Below are 16,727 nucleotides of genomic sequence, written 5' to 3'. Positions count from 1 at the left end.
CCTCGAAAATTTGAGATAATTTCGTGATGACCCATTTCAACCGGAATATAGCATGAGCCAACTGACTTTCGCCGAAGCCGAATACCAAAACAAGAAGCGCAAGACGCGGCGGGAGCTGTTCCTCGAGAAAATGGATGGCTTGATTCCCTGGGCCAAGCTGGAGAAGAAGCTCCGCAAGCACTATCCCAAGGGTGAGAACGGGAATCCGCCGTACCCGCTGGCGATAATGCTTCGGGTTCACTGCCTGCAGCTGTTCTACAACCTCAGTGATCCGGCGATGGAGGATGCCCTGTACGAGATCGAGTCGATGCGCCGCTTTGCCGGGCTCCGTTTGTCTGATCGGCTACCGGATGAAAGCACCATTCTCCGCTTCCGTCATTTTTTAGAACGCTACAAATTGGGCAAAGTGATCTTCGATACCGTGAGCGCCCAGCTGCGCCAGCAGGGTCTGATGATGCGTGAAGGCACCATTGTTGATGCCACGATTATCGCCGCGCCCAGCTCAACCAAGAATCAGGACGGGGAGCGGGATCCGGAGATGCACCAGACAAAGAAAGGCAATGAATGGCACTTTGGCATGAAGATGCATATTGGCGTGGATGACCGGGACGGCTTGATTCACAGCATCGAGACCACAGCCGCGAATGTGCATGATCTCACTGCGGCAGATCAGCTTCTTCACGGAGAAGAGCAGCGGGTCTGGGGTGATGCGGGTTATACCGGCATCCATAAGCGAGATGAGTTTAAAGATCGGGATGTCGATTGGCGTATCGCGCTACGCCCCGGCACCCGGCGCAAGCTGGCTGACCAGCTACAGGAAATGCTGGAGGGAATAAAGGCCAGCGTGCGTGCGAAAGTCGAGCATCCGTTCCGGACGATCAAACAGCAGTTTGGTTATGGGAAGGTTCGCTACCGTGGACTGGCGAAAAACACCAATCGCCTGTATGTCCTCTCGGCGTTTACCAACCTGCTGAGAGCGGAGAAATATCTGCCTTCGTAGGGAAGGTGCGCCTGTAATCAGCCAAATGGCTGGTTACAGGCCGGGAAAAGCTGAGAATCACCGCGGCCCAAGAAACTAACGCGTATTTTTAGCGGTATTTTTATGAACGAGGGAGGTTGTGCAGACCTTCCCTATCATCTCGGGATAAATCACGGCCTTCATCCCACTCAGCGCTACGGGCATCATTGTCAGCATTGGGCTGATCGAAAAAAGCATCAATACGGGACTGCATTGCCGCCGTATCAGACACCAGTGGCTCACTGGGTGACGAATATTGCAGTTTTAAATCCTGTAACTGCGCTGCTTGAGTGTCTGACTTGTCTGTCCAGCCATTGACCCCAGCCAATACCGTGGTGCGATCACTCACATCAATTAACAACTGAGCACGGCCTTTAAACAAATCCTCAGCGCCCAGTTCTCGGCTGGAAGAAATGCTTTCTTGCCATTCATCAGCCTGGGTCGTCGCCAATGCCACGCGGCCAGAAACCGTCTCTGACAGAGGGCCGCTAACATGCCCATCAACTTCCATCTTATTAAAGCGGCCATAACTAATGCGACCACCGGCTTCAAATTCTTCTGTCGGCTTTGCCGCAATATAGTTAATTGCCCCACCGGTCGAGTTTTGACCAAACAATAAGCCTTGTGGACCTTTAAGCACTTCAACCCGCTCCAGGTCCAGCGTCGCCCCTTTGGTAAAAGCACCGTAGGCCAGCGGAACTTCATCCACATACACGCTCACCGCAGGACTGGCACCCAAGGTATAGTCGTTAAAACCAACACCGCGCAGAGAGAATAAAGGCGTACCGTTTTGGCTGGCAGTAAACACCAGGCCAGGAGAAACTTTGATCAAATCACCCGTGTCACTAATACCCGCATCGGTAATTTGCTCACCCGTCGCTGCAGATACCGACAAGCCAACATCATTAATAGACTGGGAACGTTTTTGAGCCGTAACGACAACTTCTTCTAGAGCGCCAGCATTTAACAACGATGGTATTAAGGAAGCGATGGCACCAGTAACCATTATTTTTTTCATATATAAACCTCTAATACGTACTACTTTCAAAAATCAAACCCACTAAATCACAGAAAACGCTCAAGCAACTGACCGCGTAATGATAGAAGACCCTATTTTTAATACATTCCCAATATCGACCTCATTCCATGAGAACAATTATTATTGATAGAAATCTCAATATTCAGAATTTGTGATTCTGATCCTTAGAAAGCGGTATAGACATACGTAAAAACACCTAATGAGATAATCTGTTTTGCAATATAGGCGAATACACTCTGATATAAACCCTAAAACCACGAATTTTGAGCACACTAAACCCCATAAAATCAATTTCGATTATTAGCATTGCATTGCTTATACTGCTGAGCTGCTAAGCACTTATGGGCTTATCTTTGCGTCACAAACCTAAACTACCGAGCATTAACATGGGCTATTGGCTATTATTACTTCTTGCTGTTTTATTTGAGATTGCCTGGGCCATGTCAATGAAGTGGTTCAGCAAACAGCCGGGGATCTTTTCTGGGATCACCGTATTTTTATTAGCCTTTGCGATAATTAGCTTACTGAGCTTTGCACTCAGAGGAATCCCCATGGGAACGGCTTATGCCATTTGGACCGGATTAGGGGCCGTAGGGGTCACTGTCTGCGGAGTCATCTGGTTTGGTGAAGCCATCAGCCCTGTTCGACTGGCTTGTATTGGTTTAATTATTATTGGCGCGGCGGGCCTCAAATTAACCGCATAAAGTGCTTGCCACAACTGTCTGGCAAAAATAACGTCCTTAAACTGTCATTTGGCTTAGATACTATCTCTGCGCAGCCATTTATACACTCCGGAGTTAAAATGAGAACCCCAGCCCTTCTAGCACTTTGCCTATTTTTTAGTGCCTGTGAAAAAGCAGCTGAACCAGCCAGCAACACAGCAGCCCCCGCCGCTATTGTTCAAAATGCCCTGACAAACACCTGGTATCGTGCCGGACACCACAGCGTCAACAACTCAATGATGACGCGAGCCAATAGCAATCATAAAAGGGGTGAAGCAAAGAATATTATCCTCTTTATTGGCGATGGCATGGGCATCTCGACCCTTACCGCAGCGCGCATTTTTCAGGGCCAGCAACAAGGAAAAAGTGGCGAGGAAAACAGCCTGAGTTTTGAGCGTTTTCCCTACAGCGGCCTAATCAAAACCTATAATGTCGACGCGCAGGTTCCTGACTCTGCCGGTACCATGACAGCTATTATTACTGGTGCCAAAACTGACGCGGGAGTACTGGCCGTGAATGAAAGTGTTGAGCGCGGCCACTGCGCCACCCAAAAAGGCACAGCGCTCCCCTCTGCACTAGAACTTGCTGAGCTGGCAGGCAAAAGCACTGGCATCATCAGCACCGCACGTATTACCCATGCCACACCAGCGGCAAATTATGCCAAATCCATTGAGCGCAATTGGGAAAGCGACAGCGATATACCCAAAGCAGAACAAGACGCAGGCTGTGAAGATATTGCCCTGCAACTGATTCGCTTTAAAGAACACTTTAGCCAGCGATTTCCAGGCCAAAAAACCAATGGTATTGAGGTGATACTGGGCGGTGGGCGTCGTAACTTTCTTCCGGCCCAGCCAACGCTTAAAAACGATAACGAGCCAGCAACTGCCTCCAATGCCTCTACCCTACCCACTGGCAAAACCGCAACGGCCACAACAGGCGTACGCAGCGATGGCAACAACCTAATTAAACAATGGCAGCAACAGTCGCCAACGGGTCAATACATCAGCACTCGCAGTGAGCTTTTGGCCGCTGACCTTAAGGAAAAACAGCAATTACTAGGGCTGTTCAACCCATCTCATATGCAATTTGAGGCGGACAGAAAGCAAGGTGATAGTACCGAGCCCTCTTTGGCAGAAATGACAGAAAAGGCGATCACCCTACTCAGCCAGAACAACAAGGGGTATTTCTTGGTGGTGGAAGCAGGTCGTATTGATCACGCTCACCATGCTGGCAATGCCTATAGAGCACTCAGTGATACTGTCGCGCTGTCAGACGCTGTAGAAACTGCAGCGCGTTTAAGTAGTAGCGATGACACCTTGATTATTGTGACAGCAGATCATAGCCATGTATTTACCATGGCGGGCTACCCTAAACGAGGCAACCCCATTTTAGGCAAAGTCGTTAGCATTGGCTCAAACAAGCCCACGCTGGCAAACGACGGTAAGCCCTACACCACTTTGGCTTACAGCAATGGTCCCGGTGCACATATGGCTCTTTTGGATGAACAAGACCACACAAACACCGAGTCCCGACCAGATCTAAAGAGCATAGATACTGAAGACCCAAACTTTATACAATCGTCGTTGGTACCACTCTCCTCAGAAACCCACGGCGGCGAAGACGTCGCCATTTTTGCCTCCGGTCCCGGTGCAGAACTAGTTAGTGGTAGCCACGAGCAAAACCGCATATTTCATATTATGAATTACGCAGCAGCACTCACAACGAAAGCGAAGCTCCCAGCACCACCCACCCAGTAAATGTAGATTGAATACACGCTGGCCACAGCTGGCTGAATAAAGGCATGTGCCTCATAATTTAAAGCGCGCGACCAAGCCGAAAATGCACGAGGCAGCTTGGTCTGCGCTTATACAAGGTCTCTACTACAGGGTCTACTACAACGCCTGCGGAGCCAATTTAAGCGGCGTGGCGTCCCTCGGCAATCTCTTCTATTAATTTGCTATTGAACGCGGGAAGATCATTCGGATTTCGGCTAGTGACCAACCCATGATCCACCACCACCTCTTTATCTACCCAGGTGGCACCGGCGTTTTTCACATCAGTCTGAATGCTCGGGTAGGAAGTTACGGTTCGCCCTTCTAACACCCCTGCCTCGGCCAGCATCCAGGGACCATGACAAATTGCGGCAACCGGTTTAATTTCTGCTTGACCAAAAAAACCTTTCACAAACTTCACGGCATTGGGCTCAGTGCGTAAAATATCAGGATTAAACAAGCCACCCGGTAAGACCAAGGCATTGTAATCATCAGCCGCTACTTCACTCAGGGTTTTATCAACATCAACTTCGTCACCCCAATCATCTTTTTGCCAACCGCGAATTTTTCCTGCCTTAAGTGAAACCACGTCCACCGACGCGCCTGCTTCTTGAAGTGCAGATAAAGGCTCTAAAAGCTCGCTCTGCTCGAAACCATCTGTCGCGAGAATAGCGACTTTTTTGTCGGCTAATTTATGGACATTACTCATACATTTTCTCCTTCTAAATGTGTTATCAATGCCTGTCTAGCTACGACAAGCTTTCGGAAAAAACATTTAGTAATTTACAGAAAATATTGAAAATATAACCATCAATAGAAGAGGCTGAATTAATGTACATTCTATTTGTCGGAGCTGGTGTAGAAGCAATTTTGTTCATCATATAGATAACGGAGGCAAAACAATGCCAATGGCAAAAACTATATTGCTTACCTCGGCCAGTGCAATTTTATGCTTAGGAATAACTGCATGCGAGCGCCCGAATCCGAGAGTCCCTGAAGGACTTGCAGATAACCAAAAAGCGGAGGCCGGCAGCACTGGTAAAGAAAAATTCTCACTTGTCGAAAAAGCTCAGGCCAAACTGAAAGGCACTAAAGATAATACAATCGACGGTTTAGTCACTTTTATGCCCAGCGAGGGTCGCTCAGAAATGAAGGTCAGCATCAACATCAGCGGCCTTACCCCCGGAGAACACGGATTTCATATTCATACCGATCCTAACTGTGACAACCAAGGTAAGGCAGCCGGCGGTCACTTTAACCCACAAGAAGTCGACCATAGCGGCCCCCGGCAAGCCTCTCAGCATGTCGGTGATCTCGGCAATATCACTGCCAATAACAAAGGCGATGTTGATATAGAAATAAACAACGAACGACTCGCTTTTTCAGGAGAGAACAATATTCTGAATAGAGCCGTGGTGGTTCACGCTAATGCTGATGATCTGGTATCTCAGCCGTCGGGGGATGCCGGTGGTCGTGTTGCCTGTGGTGTTATTCGGTCAGTAGAATAGAGTCAATGGCCGTATCGTTTAAGCTTGGAGCCGAAGCAAGATCGCCTCGACTCCAAGCTACCGGTTTAATGATAAACGCGACAGCAATCCACAATACGCTGGGCTAGCGCCGGGTCTTTACAATGATCAGCAATATCGCTAATGGCAACAATCCCAACAAACTCTTTATCCTTCTCGTTGTTTAGCACAACCAAACGCTGCACAGCTTGCTGCTTCATATTTTCCAGCACATCGTTAATATCCTGATCTTGAAAACAATAAAGTAGCGTTCCACTCATCACCGAGCTCACCGCATCGTCTGGCGTTTTGCCATCAGCCATGCCTCGCAATGCCAAATCTCGATCGGTGATCACCCCGACGAGTTTATTGTCGTCGCCAATGGGTTCAAAACCTCTATCGTGTTCCATCATTCGTATAGCGGCTTCACGAATAGTGGCATCGGCTTGAAGGTATTCTGGTTTTGCGGTCATCACTTCTTGTACTTTCATGCTGTTTCTCCCGTAATCAGTAAAGGACATGACTACATGAGCCATTACTATCCGGACAAACCGAAAAAGCCAAAGTTGCAATATTGCAGCGAATTTATTTCAGCTTTTTACAGAACAAGGAAACAGTACTAATTTTTACGCTAGAGCCTTGCATTGCATTGCAAGGCACGTATGTAATAAAAAATGTGCGAAGAGAGAATCTCTCTTCGCACATTACATATCGGTAGAGATTGGTATATTTACAGGCGCTTGACTGGCAACGATACCAGCACAGAGGTGTTTGCTTTACAGCTTACGCACATACAAAACTAAAGAGTGGTCGACTAATTCATAGCCGTGTTCTTCAGCAATTTTATGCTGACGCTTCTCGATAAGCGGATCGGTAAATTCGATCACTTCATTGGTCTCGACAGAAACCATATGATCATGATGTTCACCACTGGCCAACTCAAACACCGAGTGCCCGCCCTCGAAATTATGCCGCATCACCAACCCCGCTGATTCAAACTGAGTCAGCACACGATATACCGTTGCCAAACCGATATCTTCTCCGGTTTGAATGAGCCGTTTATAGACATCTTCAGCGCTTAAATGTGCACCCTCTTCTGCTGCAGACTCTAGCAATTGTAGAATCTTTACTCGAGGCAAAGTGACTTTTAAGCCCGCCCCTCTGATGTCTTGTGTTTCAGATGACATATTTAACTTGCTCCTCACTAACAACTACCCGCAATCATGCCTGTAACAACTGGCAAGTGGAAGTATCAAGCCCAAACCAATGAGCCCCACCAAAATTTAATAATGAAGTAATAAGCGCAGCATAAATGTTATCTCCGACTACATTTATGCTGCCACGCCAAGATTAACGCCACCTATGGTATATCTTATCTTGGCCAACAGAGTGGGCGCCAAGCAACCTTAATATACAAAATACACACAAAGTGACACCCAGCATTTTTAATAACGCGGTTGAAATAATCTTCACAAAAACGATGTGATTCCGCTAAAACCCACTGCCGCCCAGCTTTTTACTTTTTGAAATTATTGCTAATCAGTGGTAAAAACATTATTATTCCTGCAGTTACGACAATGGGTCGCCATAGACTATCTTGCTGACTCTATTGAGTTAAAGTTCATGATAAGCCCCTTGTTAGAATACCCAACAATCACATATCTCCCGCAGAGATCAATGGCGCGAAACCCATTGACCTTGGATTGCGAATGAGCTGAAAACGGATTTCCCTCTCGAAAACCTCTCCCACCTCATTGCGAACCAGCTGCCTTTGCAACCGGATTAGATTTAAATTCTATGACCAAGAACAAAGCAATGTATGGAATATCTCGCATTGATGACGATTTGTATCGCACGCATGCATGGCGAGTCAGTATTCGTAGACAGGGCAAACTCCTCGTCCGCAATTTTCCAGACAAGAAATTTGGCGGCAAGCGCAAGGCCCAACAGGCTGCCAAGCAATTTCGAGACGAGATCATTGCCAAATTTCCACCCACAACTCGCAAACAGTTTTGCGCCACTGTTCGCCGCAACAATACCTCGGGCATACCTGGCGTATACACCTACGGCAAACGCTATAAGTTAAAAGACGGCAGTGTAAGAGAAACCCGCTATTGGGAAGCCCATTGGCCGGTAGGCGAAAACGGTAGCGCCAAAGCCAGCTTTTCTTACAACACCTTTGGCGAGAAGAAAGCTAAACAACTGGCGATTCAGGCTCGAAAAGATGGCATAAGCCGAATTAAAGGTGTTTTCTGGGCATCTAAGCGCGGCGAAATCGAAGAAGCGGAGCGCGCGGCATCTAAAGCGGAAGCGGTAACGGCTTCGACCAAGAAGAAAGCCAAAGTGAAAAAAGCCCCAGCAGCTAAATCGCTGGTAAAAAAAGCGGCCGTCAAGACCACAGCTAAAAAAGCCGTAGCAAGCAAGGCTAATCCGAAAAAGCCTATTAAAACCTCAGCGACTAAGGCACCCGCAAAAGCGGCAGCCCCTCGCAAATCCACGACCCAAACAAAAGTCGCCGCCAAAAAAGTGGCTGCTAAGAAACCCGCCGTGGCAAAGGCTGTTCCAAAGAAGCAGGCCGCCCCCAAGAAAACAGCGCCTAAAAAGAGGGTAGCACCCAAGAAAGCAGCTACTAAAAAGCCCGCCGTGGCAAAAGCTACGCCGAAGAAGCCGGCCGCGCCCAAGAAAGCAGCCGCAAAGAAAGTGGCGGTAAAAAAAGCAGCGCCTAAAAAGGCGGCAGCTAAAAAAGCCCCGGCCAAGAAAAAAGCGGCTCGCAAGAAGGGCGCTAAAAAATAGCGGCCTATCCGCCTTGCAGACGGAAAATAAGGCCAGAAATACTATTTCCAAGTCATTTCTCTAGGACCTGAAGACCATGCGCGACAAATTATCCACCAAGATTATTGCTATAAAGCGTGGCGATACGCGGGTTTTCAAAACATTGCACCCACCAATTCCCAAACCCGGCCCGGGTGAAATTCAAATCAAGATGGAAGCAGCCGGCGTTGCATTTGCCGACATTATGCTTAGAGAAGGTATTTATCCGCTGCCAAAAGATATTGGCTGGCCAAGAACTCCCGGCTACGATGTTGTAGGAAAAATCGAAGCCGTGGGTGCAGGCGTACCAGAACATTTCACACCCGGTACTCGGGTCGCAGCCCTCACAGTCTATGGCAGCTACGCTCGACACCGCCTGCTACCCGCAGATCAATGCGTTGTGGTGCCGGAATCGCTTGATGCCACAAAAGCCGTTGCACTGATACTGAATTACCTAACCGCCTGGCAAATGCTGCACAGAGTTGCAAAGGTACAAGCTGGGGACACGATATTGATTCACGCTGCCGCAGGCGGAGTCGGTACAGCTCTACTTGAGCTAGCCGCGATGCATGGTGTTAACGCGATTGGCTACGCCTCCAAGTCAAAGCACGCCATAGTGACAGAGCGTGGCGGCCACCCCCTCGACTACCGCAACGAAGACATTGAACAAGCCGTGGACACCTTCACTCAAGGCAAAGGCCTTAATGCTGTTTTTGATGCTATTGGCGGCAAAGAAACCAGCCGTGCGCTAAGCATGCTAAAACCCAGCGGCACGGTGGTCTGTTATGGCATGTTAGGCATAACCAAAAATGGTCGCCTCAATATGCTGAGTGTACTCAAAAGCCTTCTTCACAACCTGTCTGCATCGCCCTTGAAATTGCTTAGTGCCAGCAAAGGTGTCGTGGGTTATAACGTCGATACCTGGCGCACTGAACGCCCGGCGTTTTATCGAGAAGATCTAGAGACACTATTAAGCTTGCTGGCAGAAAACAAAATTGATCCGTTGATCGGTGAGCGTATTTCACTTGAAGAAGCGGCGCGTGCGCAACAGCAACTGGCATCTGGAGCCAGCACAGGAAAGTTAGTGCTGATCTAATAGGGAACGAGGGGCAGGTTCATCATGCCAAATCGTCAGTGACAAGGGCATTGGTGCAATACATCGCCCTCATTTCGTTTTAATATTTGTTAACTCAAACGGTTAAAGGCTTGCTACGGCCTCGGCAGTGTTAGCACTGCAGTCGCTAAGCGTCAGCTTGGACGGGTTAAACGAAATACTAAAGTTACCCACCATTTTCAGTACATTCATACCAATAATATTACGGGTTGCCCCTGGCAACACCGCCGCCTCAACATTGTGCAGTACACAGCCACCGCCTAAATCCAAACTGTCAACAATATAGATCGATACCCGTTTAACCTGACCATTGGCTAAGCGGGCATTAATTCCGCGCTCATACCGGGCCATATCACTTTGCTTTAACTTGGCCAGCTCATCCTCACTGATCGCGAGATAACCTGAACCGGTGTCCAATAGAAACTCGCTTTCATCAGCATCGCCCAAACGAGCACGAAGATAAAAAACATCTGTGTTCTTTTCTAGCAAGTCAATTTCAGCAACCTGGGCGTGTTGCATAGCATTTCTGGAAACGGCTTGCGGGTCTGACACAAGGTCAGCTGCACTGACCAAAGATGCACAAAAAAAGTGCACAAAAAACAAAGAAAGGATTATTTTTGTGCAGAATGCGCGGCTATCTCGACTTTTCGACCCTTGGTATTGATGCATTGTCTCTACCCCTACCCGCGTCAGTTGCGGGTTTCGCCATGATTACTTACATGGGTAGTTGCAATATCAAGGCCAGTATTGATCAATAAAAGCTATCAGCAGATTGGGCGAAAACTTAAAGAAACCACCCTAAACTAGCGCTATTAATATTTGTCTTAAACCCTGTTGTCCCTCTTTAAGGAGAATGTTTATGAGATTGATCAGTCGTTTTGGACTTTTCGCCGCAACAGCTGTCTTCGCTGCCAGTACCCAAGCAAGACCGCCATTTTTAACTGAACTGTCCTACGAAAAAGAGCACGTTGCTGGACCCGCAGTAGAACTCAGCCAGGCAGAAGGTCAACGACGCTTGGACAAATACCGCCCCTACCTCAGCCAAGGACTGGTTGCAGACACTGAAATTGCGGCATTTGAAGAAGTGAACCAGCAAGCCCAACAGCAAGGCTACCGTCCTAACCGCCGTGACCGTAGCAATTAATAAGAACGCCGATTTAACAGAGCGCCACCATGGCGCTCTGTACCCCCCCCCCCACCTTATCCTCAGCTCCAAACCATTGACGGCTAACGTCGCAATGATATTCGGCGGTGTCGCTGCCGTAAATCTGCCATAAACTCCGACTCTGGCGGCGCCTCAAAGCGTCTTGCTACATTGCGAGCAAACGAGCGACTCTGCTCAAGACACTCAATATTAGGGCAAGTCACCCTGGCTTGAATAAATTTATCTTCCTTTAAAAACAGATAGGTATCTCTTACGAGGCGTTGACCAAAGCTGGTAAGAATCTCGCCTCGAAACAACAATCCTCTCATCGGCAAATTCAGTTCGCTTTCAAATAACACGAAAATAGAATCTGCATAATCGATGCTGCCAAGTAGATCGCCCACAACCACATCGGCCTGGGAGTGGCGGATTCGTAACTCTTCTTCTAATAAGGTGCTATTGAGGTCTGACCAGTCGGTTCTCGCTACTGGGTACACATACACCTCAAACTGCCCTTCTGGCTGCTTTGGCAACTCGTATTGTAAATGCAGCCCCCGATAAGGATTGGGCGATAACTTTTGTTTTTTCAACTGTAATTTGTCCAGCTGAGCCACCTCTCCAAGAACCTGAGAGTAGTCACTCGCATTCAGCACGCTGTATAAAAATTCTTCAGAAAATGCACCATCGGCCTCGGCGTCATTCATAAAACGGGCAAGCAGCTCATCGACAAACTCTCGGCTGTCATCCCCCGGTATATGGTCTCCTCCTCTTTTGCAAGGTAATAGCGGGTAACAGAACCAGGTTTGCTGTCGTATATCCGGCCTATTATTGAAGCTGAGCTTCTGGCCTCGATAAATATCCGCGCACACTGCCCTATACGTTAATACGACCTAATCGATTCAGGAATCGGGTCAACGGGGGATTCAGGTTTACAGTATGCCGGTCTCACCTGTGCTGCTATCTCTGCTTTTACCTACGCAACCTTGGGGGGAAGTACTTACCCCTTACTGATTTTTCTTTTCTGTTTTGTCTGCTTACATACTCAGAGCGGGTTTATAGCGCTCGCCTCGGGTAACTAACACCCAAGCAATGCGAATCATTTTATTGGTCAACGCAATAGCGGCTTTGTTGAAGCCTCTCCTTGCTACCAGTTGATTTATCCAGTGGCTCAGAGCATCTGTTTTTCCTTTGGCACGGCTGACCACTGCTCGAGCGCCATGTACGACCATGCTGCGAACATAACTATCACCCCGCTTCGTAATGCCATATAAACGGTCATGCCCACCGGTCGTATGCTGCCTCGGGACGACCCCCAGCGCTGCGGAGGCGTCTCTAGCACGACTGAATTGAGTGCCGTCGCCTAGCCAACTACACAGGACATTAGCGTTCACGGGGCCGAATCCCGGCACATCTTGTAAGCGCTTAACATCGGGATCGGTTTTCGCCACCTGCTCAAGCTGTTGCTCATACCATGCCAGCTCCTCTCTGAGTACGAGATAGCGCTGGTACTGCCGGTATACTAACTCACGTAACTTTGGCGTCAGACCATTCTCAGCATCCTCAAGGATAAGGGGGATCGCTTTGTTTGCTTGGTGAATACCGGTATCAATGATGATGCCGTACTCGCCCAATAACCCCCGCAACTGATTGATGATTCGCGTCTGTTCACCCATGAGCTGACGACGGATACGGTGAAAGGCCTGCTTGTCTTGTTGCTCAACCGTTTTGACTGGCACGCTTCGTGTGACGCCATGAAGAGATGCTTCGCCGATGGCTTGGGCATCGTTATAGTCATTCTTCTGCCCGCGAAGATAAGCTTTAACATGCTGAGGCGGTAATAGTTTGACCTGATGACCAAGCTGGCTGAATCGGCGGGCCCAATGATGCGCGCTGGCGCAGGCTTCCATGACAATAAGGTGGGGTTCTTGTTTGGCAATAAAGATTTCTAGCTGTCGGCGGCTTTGCTTCTTGCGCCACACGGGCTGATTGTCCAGATCAAAGCCCACAAGGTAGAACGTATTTTTTGCCAAATCTATTGCGAGTGTTTTAAGTTTCATGATGGCTTCTCCCTACTCGGTTAGACAAAGTAAGTCTCCAATATTCGCACATCGCTATGCAGATTGGAGCGAGGAGGAGACCATCCTATCGATAATAAAGACGTACTTTGCGATCAAATGGCAGGCGGTAGTGATAACGCTTAAGCACTTTATCCCGCCACATCAAGCTTAGCGTTGCTTCAACTTCATGGTGAGTAGTCAGCGGATAAAGCGTGAATGTCAGGCCTGACAAATACGACATCGCAATATCCCGCACCCCTTCTTCAGAATAATAAGCCGTTGTGATTGCCAGCTGGTAATCAGAGTTATCGCTGTTATAGAGTACTTTTTGAAACTGATGACTGTCGTTCAGGCTTTTCCAATAATAGCTTAAATCCAGCATGTTTAACGTGCAGTGATTGACCGCATGGCGTTCGCTATAACCAAGGCAATCTCTTAGCAACTGGGGATCACTCAGCGAAAAAGTAACCGACAGGGGCGGATGACGAGGGCTATCAACAGAAGCCTCCTGTGTATTCGTCGCGGTAGCACAACCAACAAGCGCGACAGCAGCGAGCCCCAGCAAAGCGCCACCCAGACTGCGTACGATTTCTGAAAATGTGCGTAAATCACCACAAATGAGCATAAAAAAAGCAAATTCTCCCTAAATATAGCAGCTACTGCAGTTACGTAGTTCAGAGCCCCAATTTCTACAATAGTGCCCTAAAGCGCCCACATTCAAACAGCTTACGACAACACTTCAAGAGACGGCGCCGATCCCGTAAACTTACCCGCTGACCACCAGCCCAGCACCGGAACCCTCTATGCCTTCATTACAAGAACAGCTTCTGCAAGCCGGCATCGTCGATAAGAAAAAAGCCAAAAAAATTAAACAAGAGAAGCGCAAGGAAACCAAGCAACAGGGCAAAGGCCAGACCGTCGACGAGGGTAAATTAGCCGCGCAGCGGGCCTTGGCAGAAAAGGCCGAGCGAGATCGAGAAATGAATCGCCTGCGCAACGTAGAGGCCGAAAAGAAAGCCATTCAGGCGCAAATTATTCAGTTGATCGAACTCAACCGGGTTGCCAAAGGTCCGGGCGACACCCCCTATAACTTCAGTGACGCCAAGAAAATCAAAAAAATCTATGTCAGCGAGCTCCAGCACCGCCAACTGGTTAAAGGACAACTGGCTGTGGCCAGGCTGAAAGATCAATACGAGCTGGTACCCGTACAAATCGCCGAAAAAATTCGCCAACGGGATGAAGCCGCAATTCTGGTCCTCAATGACCAGAGCGAGACTGAAATCGCCGAAGATGATCCTTACGCCGATTATCAAATCCCCGATGATTTGATGTGGTAATGCATATCGAAGCCAACACAATCCCCAAGCAAAGCCCGGCTCCCCACCGCCAGCAACTGCAAGAGCAGGCACTGGAGATACTCCAACACACTTACGGCTACGAAGCTTTTCGTGGCCCTCAAAGTGACATTGTCCAGCAGGTTGCCGGTGGCGGTGATGCGCTGGTACTGATGCCCACCGGCGGCGGCAAGTCCCTTTGTTTCCAGATTCCCGCCCTGCTGCGCAGCGGCACCGCCATTGTGGTGTCGCCCTTGATCGCGCTGATGCAAGATCAGGTCGATGCCCTACGGCAATATGGCGTGCGCGCCGCCTGTTTAAACTCCAGCCTCAGTGGCAGTGAAGCCTTTGAGGTCGAGCATCGTTTGCGAAATGGCGATCTTGATCTGCTTTACGTCGCCCCAGAACGCCTGATGATGCCCCGGATGCTGGAGCTGTTGGACAATAGCCAACTGGCCCTGTTTGCTATTGACGAAGCCCATTGTGTGTCCCAATGGGGACACGACTTTCGACCAGAATATATTCAGCTTTCCATTCTTCATCAACGCTACCCCGGCATCCCGAGAATTGCCCTCACCGCCACCGCTGATGCCCGCACTCGACAAGAGATTATTCAACGATTGGCACTGGAATCAGCCGTCGTTTTCAACAACGGTTTTGACCGCCCCAACATCCGCTATCGAATCGCCGAAAACCAGGGTAATGCCCGAGATCAATTGCTGCGGTTTATCCGCAACGAGCATGAGCACGATGCCGGTATCGTCTATTGCCTGTCTCGTAAACGGGTAGACGACACCGCAGCCTGGCTCAGCAGTAAAGGCCTGACAGCCCTGCCCTATCACGCGGGCCTAAGCCAAGAGCAACGCCAACAAAACCAATCTCGGTTTCTGCGGGATGATAGCGTCATTATTGTTGCCACCATTGCCTTCGGCATGGGAATCGACAAGCCCGACGTGCGTTTTGTCGCCCACTTAAACTTACCCAAAAGTATCGAGGCTTATTACCAAGAAACCGGCCGGGCCGGGCGCGACGGTCTTCCCGCCGATGCGTGGATGCTATACGGCCTGCAAGACGTCATCACCCTCAAACAAATGCAGCAAAACTCCGACGCCAACGAAGCCTACAAACGCATAGAGCGTCACAAACTCGACGCCATGCTAGGCCTGTGCGAACTGCACGATTGCCGCCGCCAGGCACTGCTCAGTTATTTTGACGATCCGATGGATCACGCTTGTGGCAACTGCGATAACTGTCTCACGCCGCCGCAAACCTGGGATGCCACCATTGCTGCCCAGAAAGCACTCTCTTGTGTCTACCGTACCGGTCAGCGTTTCGGGGTGAATTATTTAGTCGACGTATTGCTAGGCAAAGAAGACGACCGTATCAAGCAATTTGGTCACAACACCCTAAGTACCTATGGCATTGGCAACGAACTCAACAACAGCGAGTGGCGCACCCTCTATCGCCAGCTTATTTCCCGGGGGTTGCTGAGTGTAGATATTGAGAGTCACGGCAGCGTCCAACTAACGGAAGCCGCCAGACCTATTCTCAAAGGCGAGCAAACGCTGGTGCTACGCAAAATGCTCAAAGCGAGTAAAACCCGCCAGCGCAATACCACACCGATGCTTGCCAGTAGCAACCCCGCGCTTTGGGAAGCCCTACGCAACAAACGTAAAGCCTTGGCCGAAGAACAAGGTGTGCCAGCCTACGTCATCTTCCACGATGCTACGTTAATGGACATGCTGGAAAGACAGCCCCAGACCCTAGAACAACTCAGCCGGGTATCCGGGGTAGGCGAGCGCAAACTCGACGCCTATGGCGAAGCCTTTCTGGAGGTAATACAAGAACACGGTGGCGAGCTTGCCAATTCGTCTTCAGATACCGCCAGCCATTCTATTGAGCTGCTGTGCCAAGGTTTGAGCCCGCTGGAAATAGCCCATAAGCGCGACATAACCATTAGCACTGTTTATCGCCATTTAGCGGGCGCCATTCGCAGCGGCGAGTTAGAGCTGGCTGATGCGGTCGTCCTGGACGACAAGGCACTTCAGGAAATTCAATTTGCCTTTGAGCACAGCGAAGATGGCCGTTTAAAACCGGTGTTTGATTTTCTCGACGGCGAATACGACTACGGTATATTGGAGTGTGTTAAAGCCGCCATGCACGTCTAAACACGCGTGTTTGACATATGCCTACGGCTATCTCAAGATGACC

At 49.3% G+C, this 16,727-nt stretch carries 17 protein-coding genes; 9 read left to right on the top strand and 8 right to left on the bottom strand.

Annotated features, from left to right (window positions below):
* Positions 1-52: 52 nt before the first annotated feature.
* Complete coding sequence (locus IMCC21906_RS07805) at positions 53-1,000, top strand: IS5 family transposase (RefSeq protein WP_047011319.1); 948 nt, start codon at positions 53-55, stop codon at positions 998-1,000.
* A 100-nt stretch (positions 1,001-1,100) separates the two neighbouring features.
* Here the strand turns inward: IMCC21906_RS07805 and IMCC21906_RS07800 are convergent, their stop codons facing one another.
* On the bottom strand, positions 1,101-2,036 hold the full coding sequence (locus tag IMCC21906_RS07800; RefSeq protein WP_052763435.1) for a TonB-dependent receptor: 936 nt from the start codon (positions 2,034-2,036) through the stop codon (positions 1,101-1,103).
* A 362-nt stretch (positions 2,037-2,398) separates the two neighbouring features.
* On the opposite strand from IMCC21906_RS07800, the gene IMCC21906_RS07795 reads away from it, so the two are divergent.
* On the top strand, positions 2,399-2,761 hold the full coding sequence (locus IMCC21906_RS07795) for a multidrug efflux SMR transporter (protein ID WP_369795832.1): 363 nt from the start codon (positions 2,399-2,401) through the stop codon (positions 2,759-2,761).
* A 98-nt stretch (positions 2,762-2,859) separates the two neighbouring features.
* A complete protein-coding gene (locus IMCC21906_RS07790) occupies positions 2,860-4,536 on the top strand; it encodes an alkaline phosphatase (protein WP_047011698.1) in 1,677 nt (558 codons plus the stop codon).
* Between the two features lie 157 nt (positions 4,537-4,693).
* Here the strand turns inward: IMCC21906_RS07790 and IMCC21906_RS07785 are convergent, their stop codons facing one another.
* A complete protein-coding gene (locus tag IMCC21906_RS07785; RefSeq protein WP_047011697.1) occupies positions 4,694-5,260 on the bottom strand; it encodes a type 1 glutamine amidotransferase domain-containing protein in 567 nt (188 codons plus the stop codon).
* Positions 5,261-5,453: 193 nt separating this feature from the next.
* On the opposite strand from IMCC21906_RS07785, the gene IMCC21906_RS07780 reads away from it, so the two are divergent.
* Positions 5,454-6,059, top strand: a complete 606-nt coding sequence (locus tag IMCC21906_RS07780; protein ID WP_082117406.1) for a superoxide dismutase family protein — start codon at positions 5,454-5,456, stop codon at positions 6,057-6,059.
* Positions 6,060-6,124: 65 nt separating this feature from the next.
* On the opposite strand, the gene IMCC21906_RS07775 is transcribed toward IMCC21906_RS07780, so the two are convergent.
* Both IMCC21906_RS07775 and fur read right to left on the bottom strand, forming a co-directional pair.
* Positions 6,125-6,547 (bottom strand): CBS domain-containing protein, encoded by a 423-nt coding sequence (locus tag IMCC21906_RS07775; protein WP_047011696.1) that lies wholly within the window; start codon positions 6,545-6,547, stop codon positions 6,125-6,127.
* Positions 6,548-6,832: 285 nt separating this feature from the next.
* Entirely contained in the window at positions 6,833-7,243 is a 411-nt protein-coding gene (fur, locus tag IMCC21906_RS07770; protein ID WP_047011695.1) for a ferric iron uptake transcriptional regulator, read from the bottom strand.
* A gap of 610 nt (positions 7,244-7,853) precedes the next feature.
* On the opposite strand from fur, the gene IMCC21906_RS16310 reads away from it, so the two are divergent.
* On the top strand, positions 7,854-8,849 hold the full coding sequence (locus tag IMCC21906_RS16310) for an AP2 domain-containing protein (protein ID WP_082117405.1): 996 nt from the start codon (positions 7,854-7,856) through the stop codon (positions 8,847-8,849).
* Positions 8,850-8,925: 76 nt separating this feature from the next.
* Positions 8,926-9,963 (top strand): medium chain dehydrogenase/reductase family protein, encoded by a 1,038-nt coding sequence (locus tag IMCC21906_RS07760; RefSeq protein ID WP_047011694.1) that lies wholly within the window; start codon positions 8,926-8,928, stop codon positions 9,961-9,963.
* A 102-nt stretch (positions 9,964-10,065) separates the two neighbouring features.
* Here the strand turns inward: IMCC21906_RS07760 and IMCC21906_RS07755 are convergent, their stop codons facing one another.
* Positions 10,066-10,500, bottom strand: coding sequence for a TIGR02281 family clan AA aspartic protease (locus IMCC21906_RS07755; RefSeq protein WP_047013243.1), 435 nt, complete (start codon positions 10,498-10,500; stop codon positions 10,066-10,068).
* 340 nt (positions 10,501-10,840) lie between these two features.
* Here IMCC21906_RS07755 and IMCC21906_RS07750 point away from each other — a divergent pair, with 340 nt between their 5' ends.
* The gene (locus IMCC21906_RS07750; RefSeq protein WP_047011693.1) at positions 10,841-11,125 is read left to right on the top strand and encodes a hypothetical protein; all 285 of its coding nucleotides are present in this window, start codon (positions 10,841-10,843) and stop codon (positions 11,123-11,125) included.
* A gap of 83 nt (positions 11,126-11,208) precedes the next feature.
* On the opposite strand, the gene IMCC21906_RS07745 is transcribed toward IMCC21906_RS07750, so the two are convergent.
* The 3 genes from IMCC21906_RS07745 to IMCC21906_RS07735 form a co-directional block, all read right to left on the bottom strand.
* A complete protein-coding gene (locus IMCC21906_RS07745) occupies positions 11,209-11,829 on the bottom strand; it encodes a hypothetical protein (protein ID WP_047011692.1) in 621 nt (206 codons plus the stop codon).
* A 330-nt stretch (positions 11,830-12,159) separates the two neighbouring features.
* Complete coding sequence (locus tag IMCC21906_RS07740; RefSeq protein ID WP_231580288.1) at positions 12,160-13,182, bottom strand: IS110 family transposase; 1,023 nt, start codon at positions 13,180-13,182, stop codon at positions 12,160-12,162.
* Positions 13,183-13,267: 85 nt separating this feature from the next.
* On the bottom strand, positions 13,268-13,807 hold the full coding sequence (locus IMCC21906_RS07735) for a hypothetical protein (RefSeq protein ID WP_047011690.1): 540 nt from the start codon (positions 13,805-13,807) through the stop codon (positions 13,268-13,270).
* Positions 13,808-13,985: 178 nt separating this feature from the next.
* On the opposite strand from IMCC21906_RS07735, the gene IMCC21906_RS07730 reads away from it, so the two are divergent.
* Together IMCC21906_RS07730 and recQ are read left to right on the top strand one after the other, a co-directional pair.
* Complete coding sequence (locus IMCC21906_RS07730; RefSeq protein WP_047011689.1) at positions 13,986-14,519, top strand: DUF2058 domain-containing protein; 534 nt, start codon at positions 13,986-13,988, stop codon at positions 14,517-14,519.
* On the top strand, positions 14,519-16,684 hold the full coding sequence (recQ, locus tag IMCC21906_RS07725; RefSeq protein ID WP_082117404.1) for a DNA helicase RecQ: 2,166 nt from the start codon (positions 14,519-14,521) through the stop codon (positions 16,682-16,684). The genes IMCC21906_RS07730 and recQ overlap by 1 nt, the downstream gene beginning before the upstream one ends.
* The last annotated feature ends 43 nt before the right edge of the window (positions 16,685-16,727 follow it).

This window comes from Spongiibacter sp. IMCC21906, from assembly GCF_001010805.1.
GTDB lineage: Bacteria > Pseudomonadota > Gammaproteobacteria > Pseudomonadales > Spongiibacteraceae > Spongiibacter.
The sequence above is the reverse complement of the archived record's forward strand: the minus strand, read 5'-3'. Positions and strand labels throughout refer to the sequence as shown.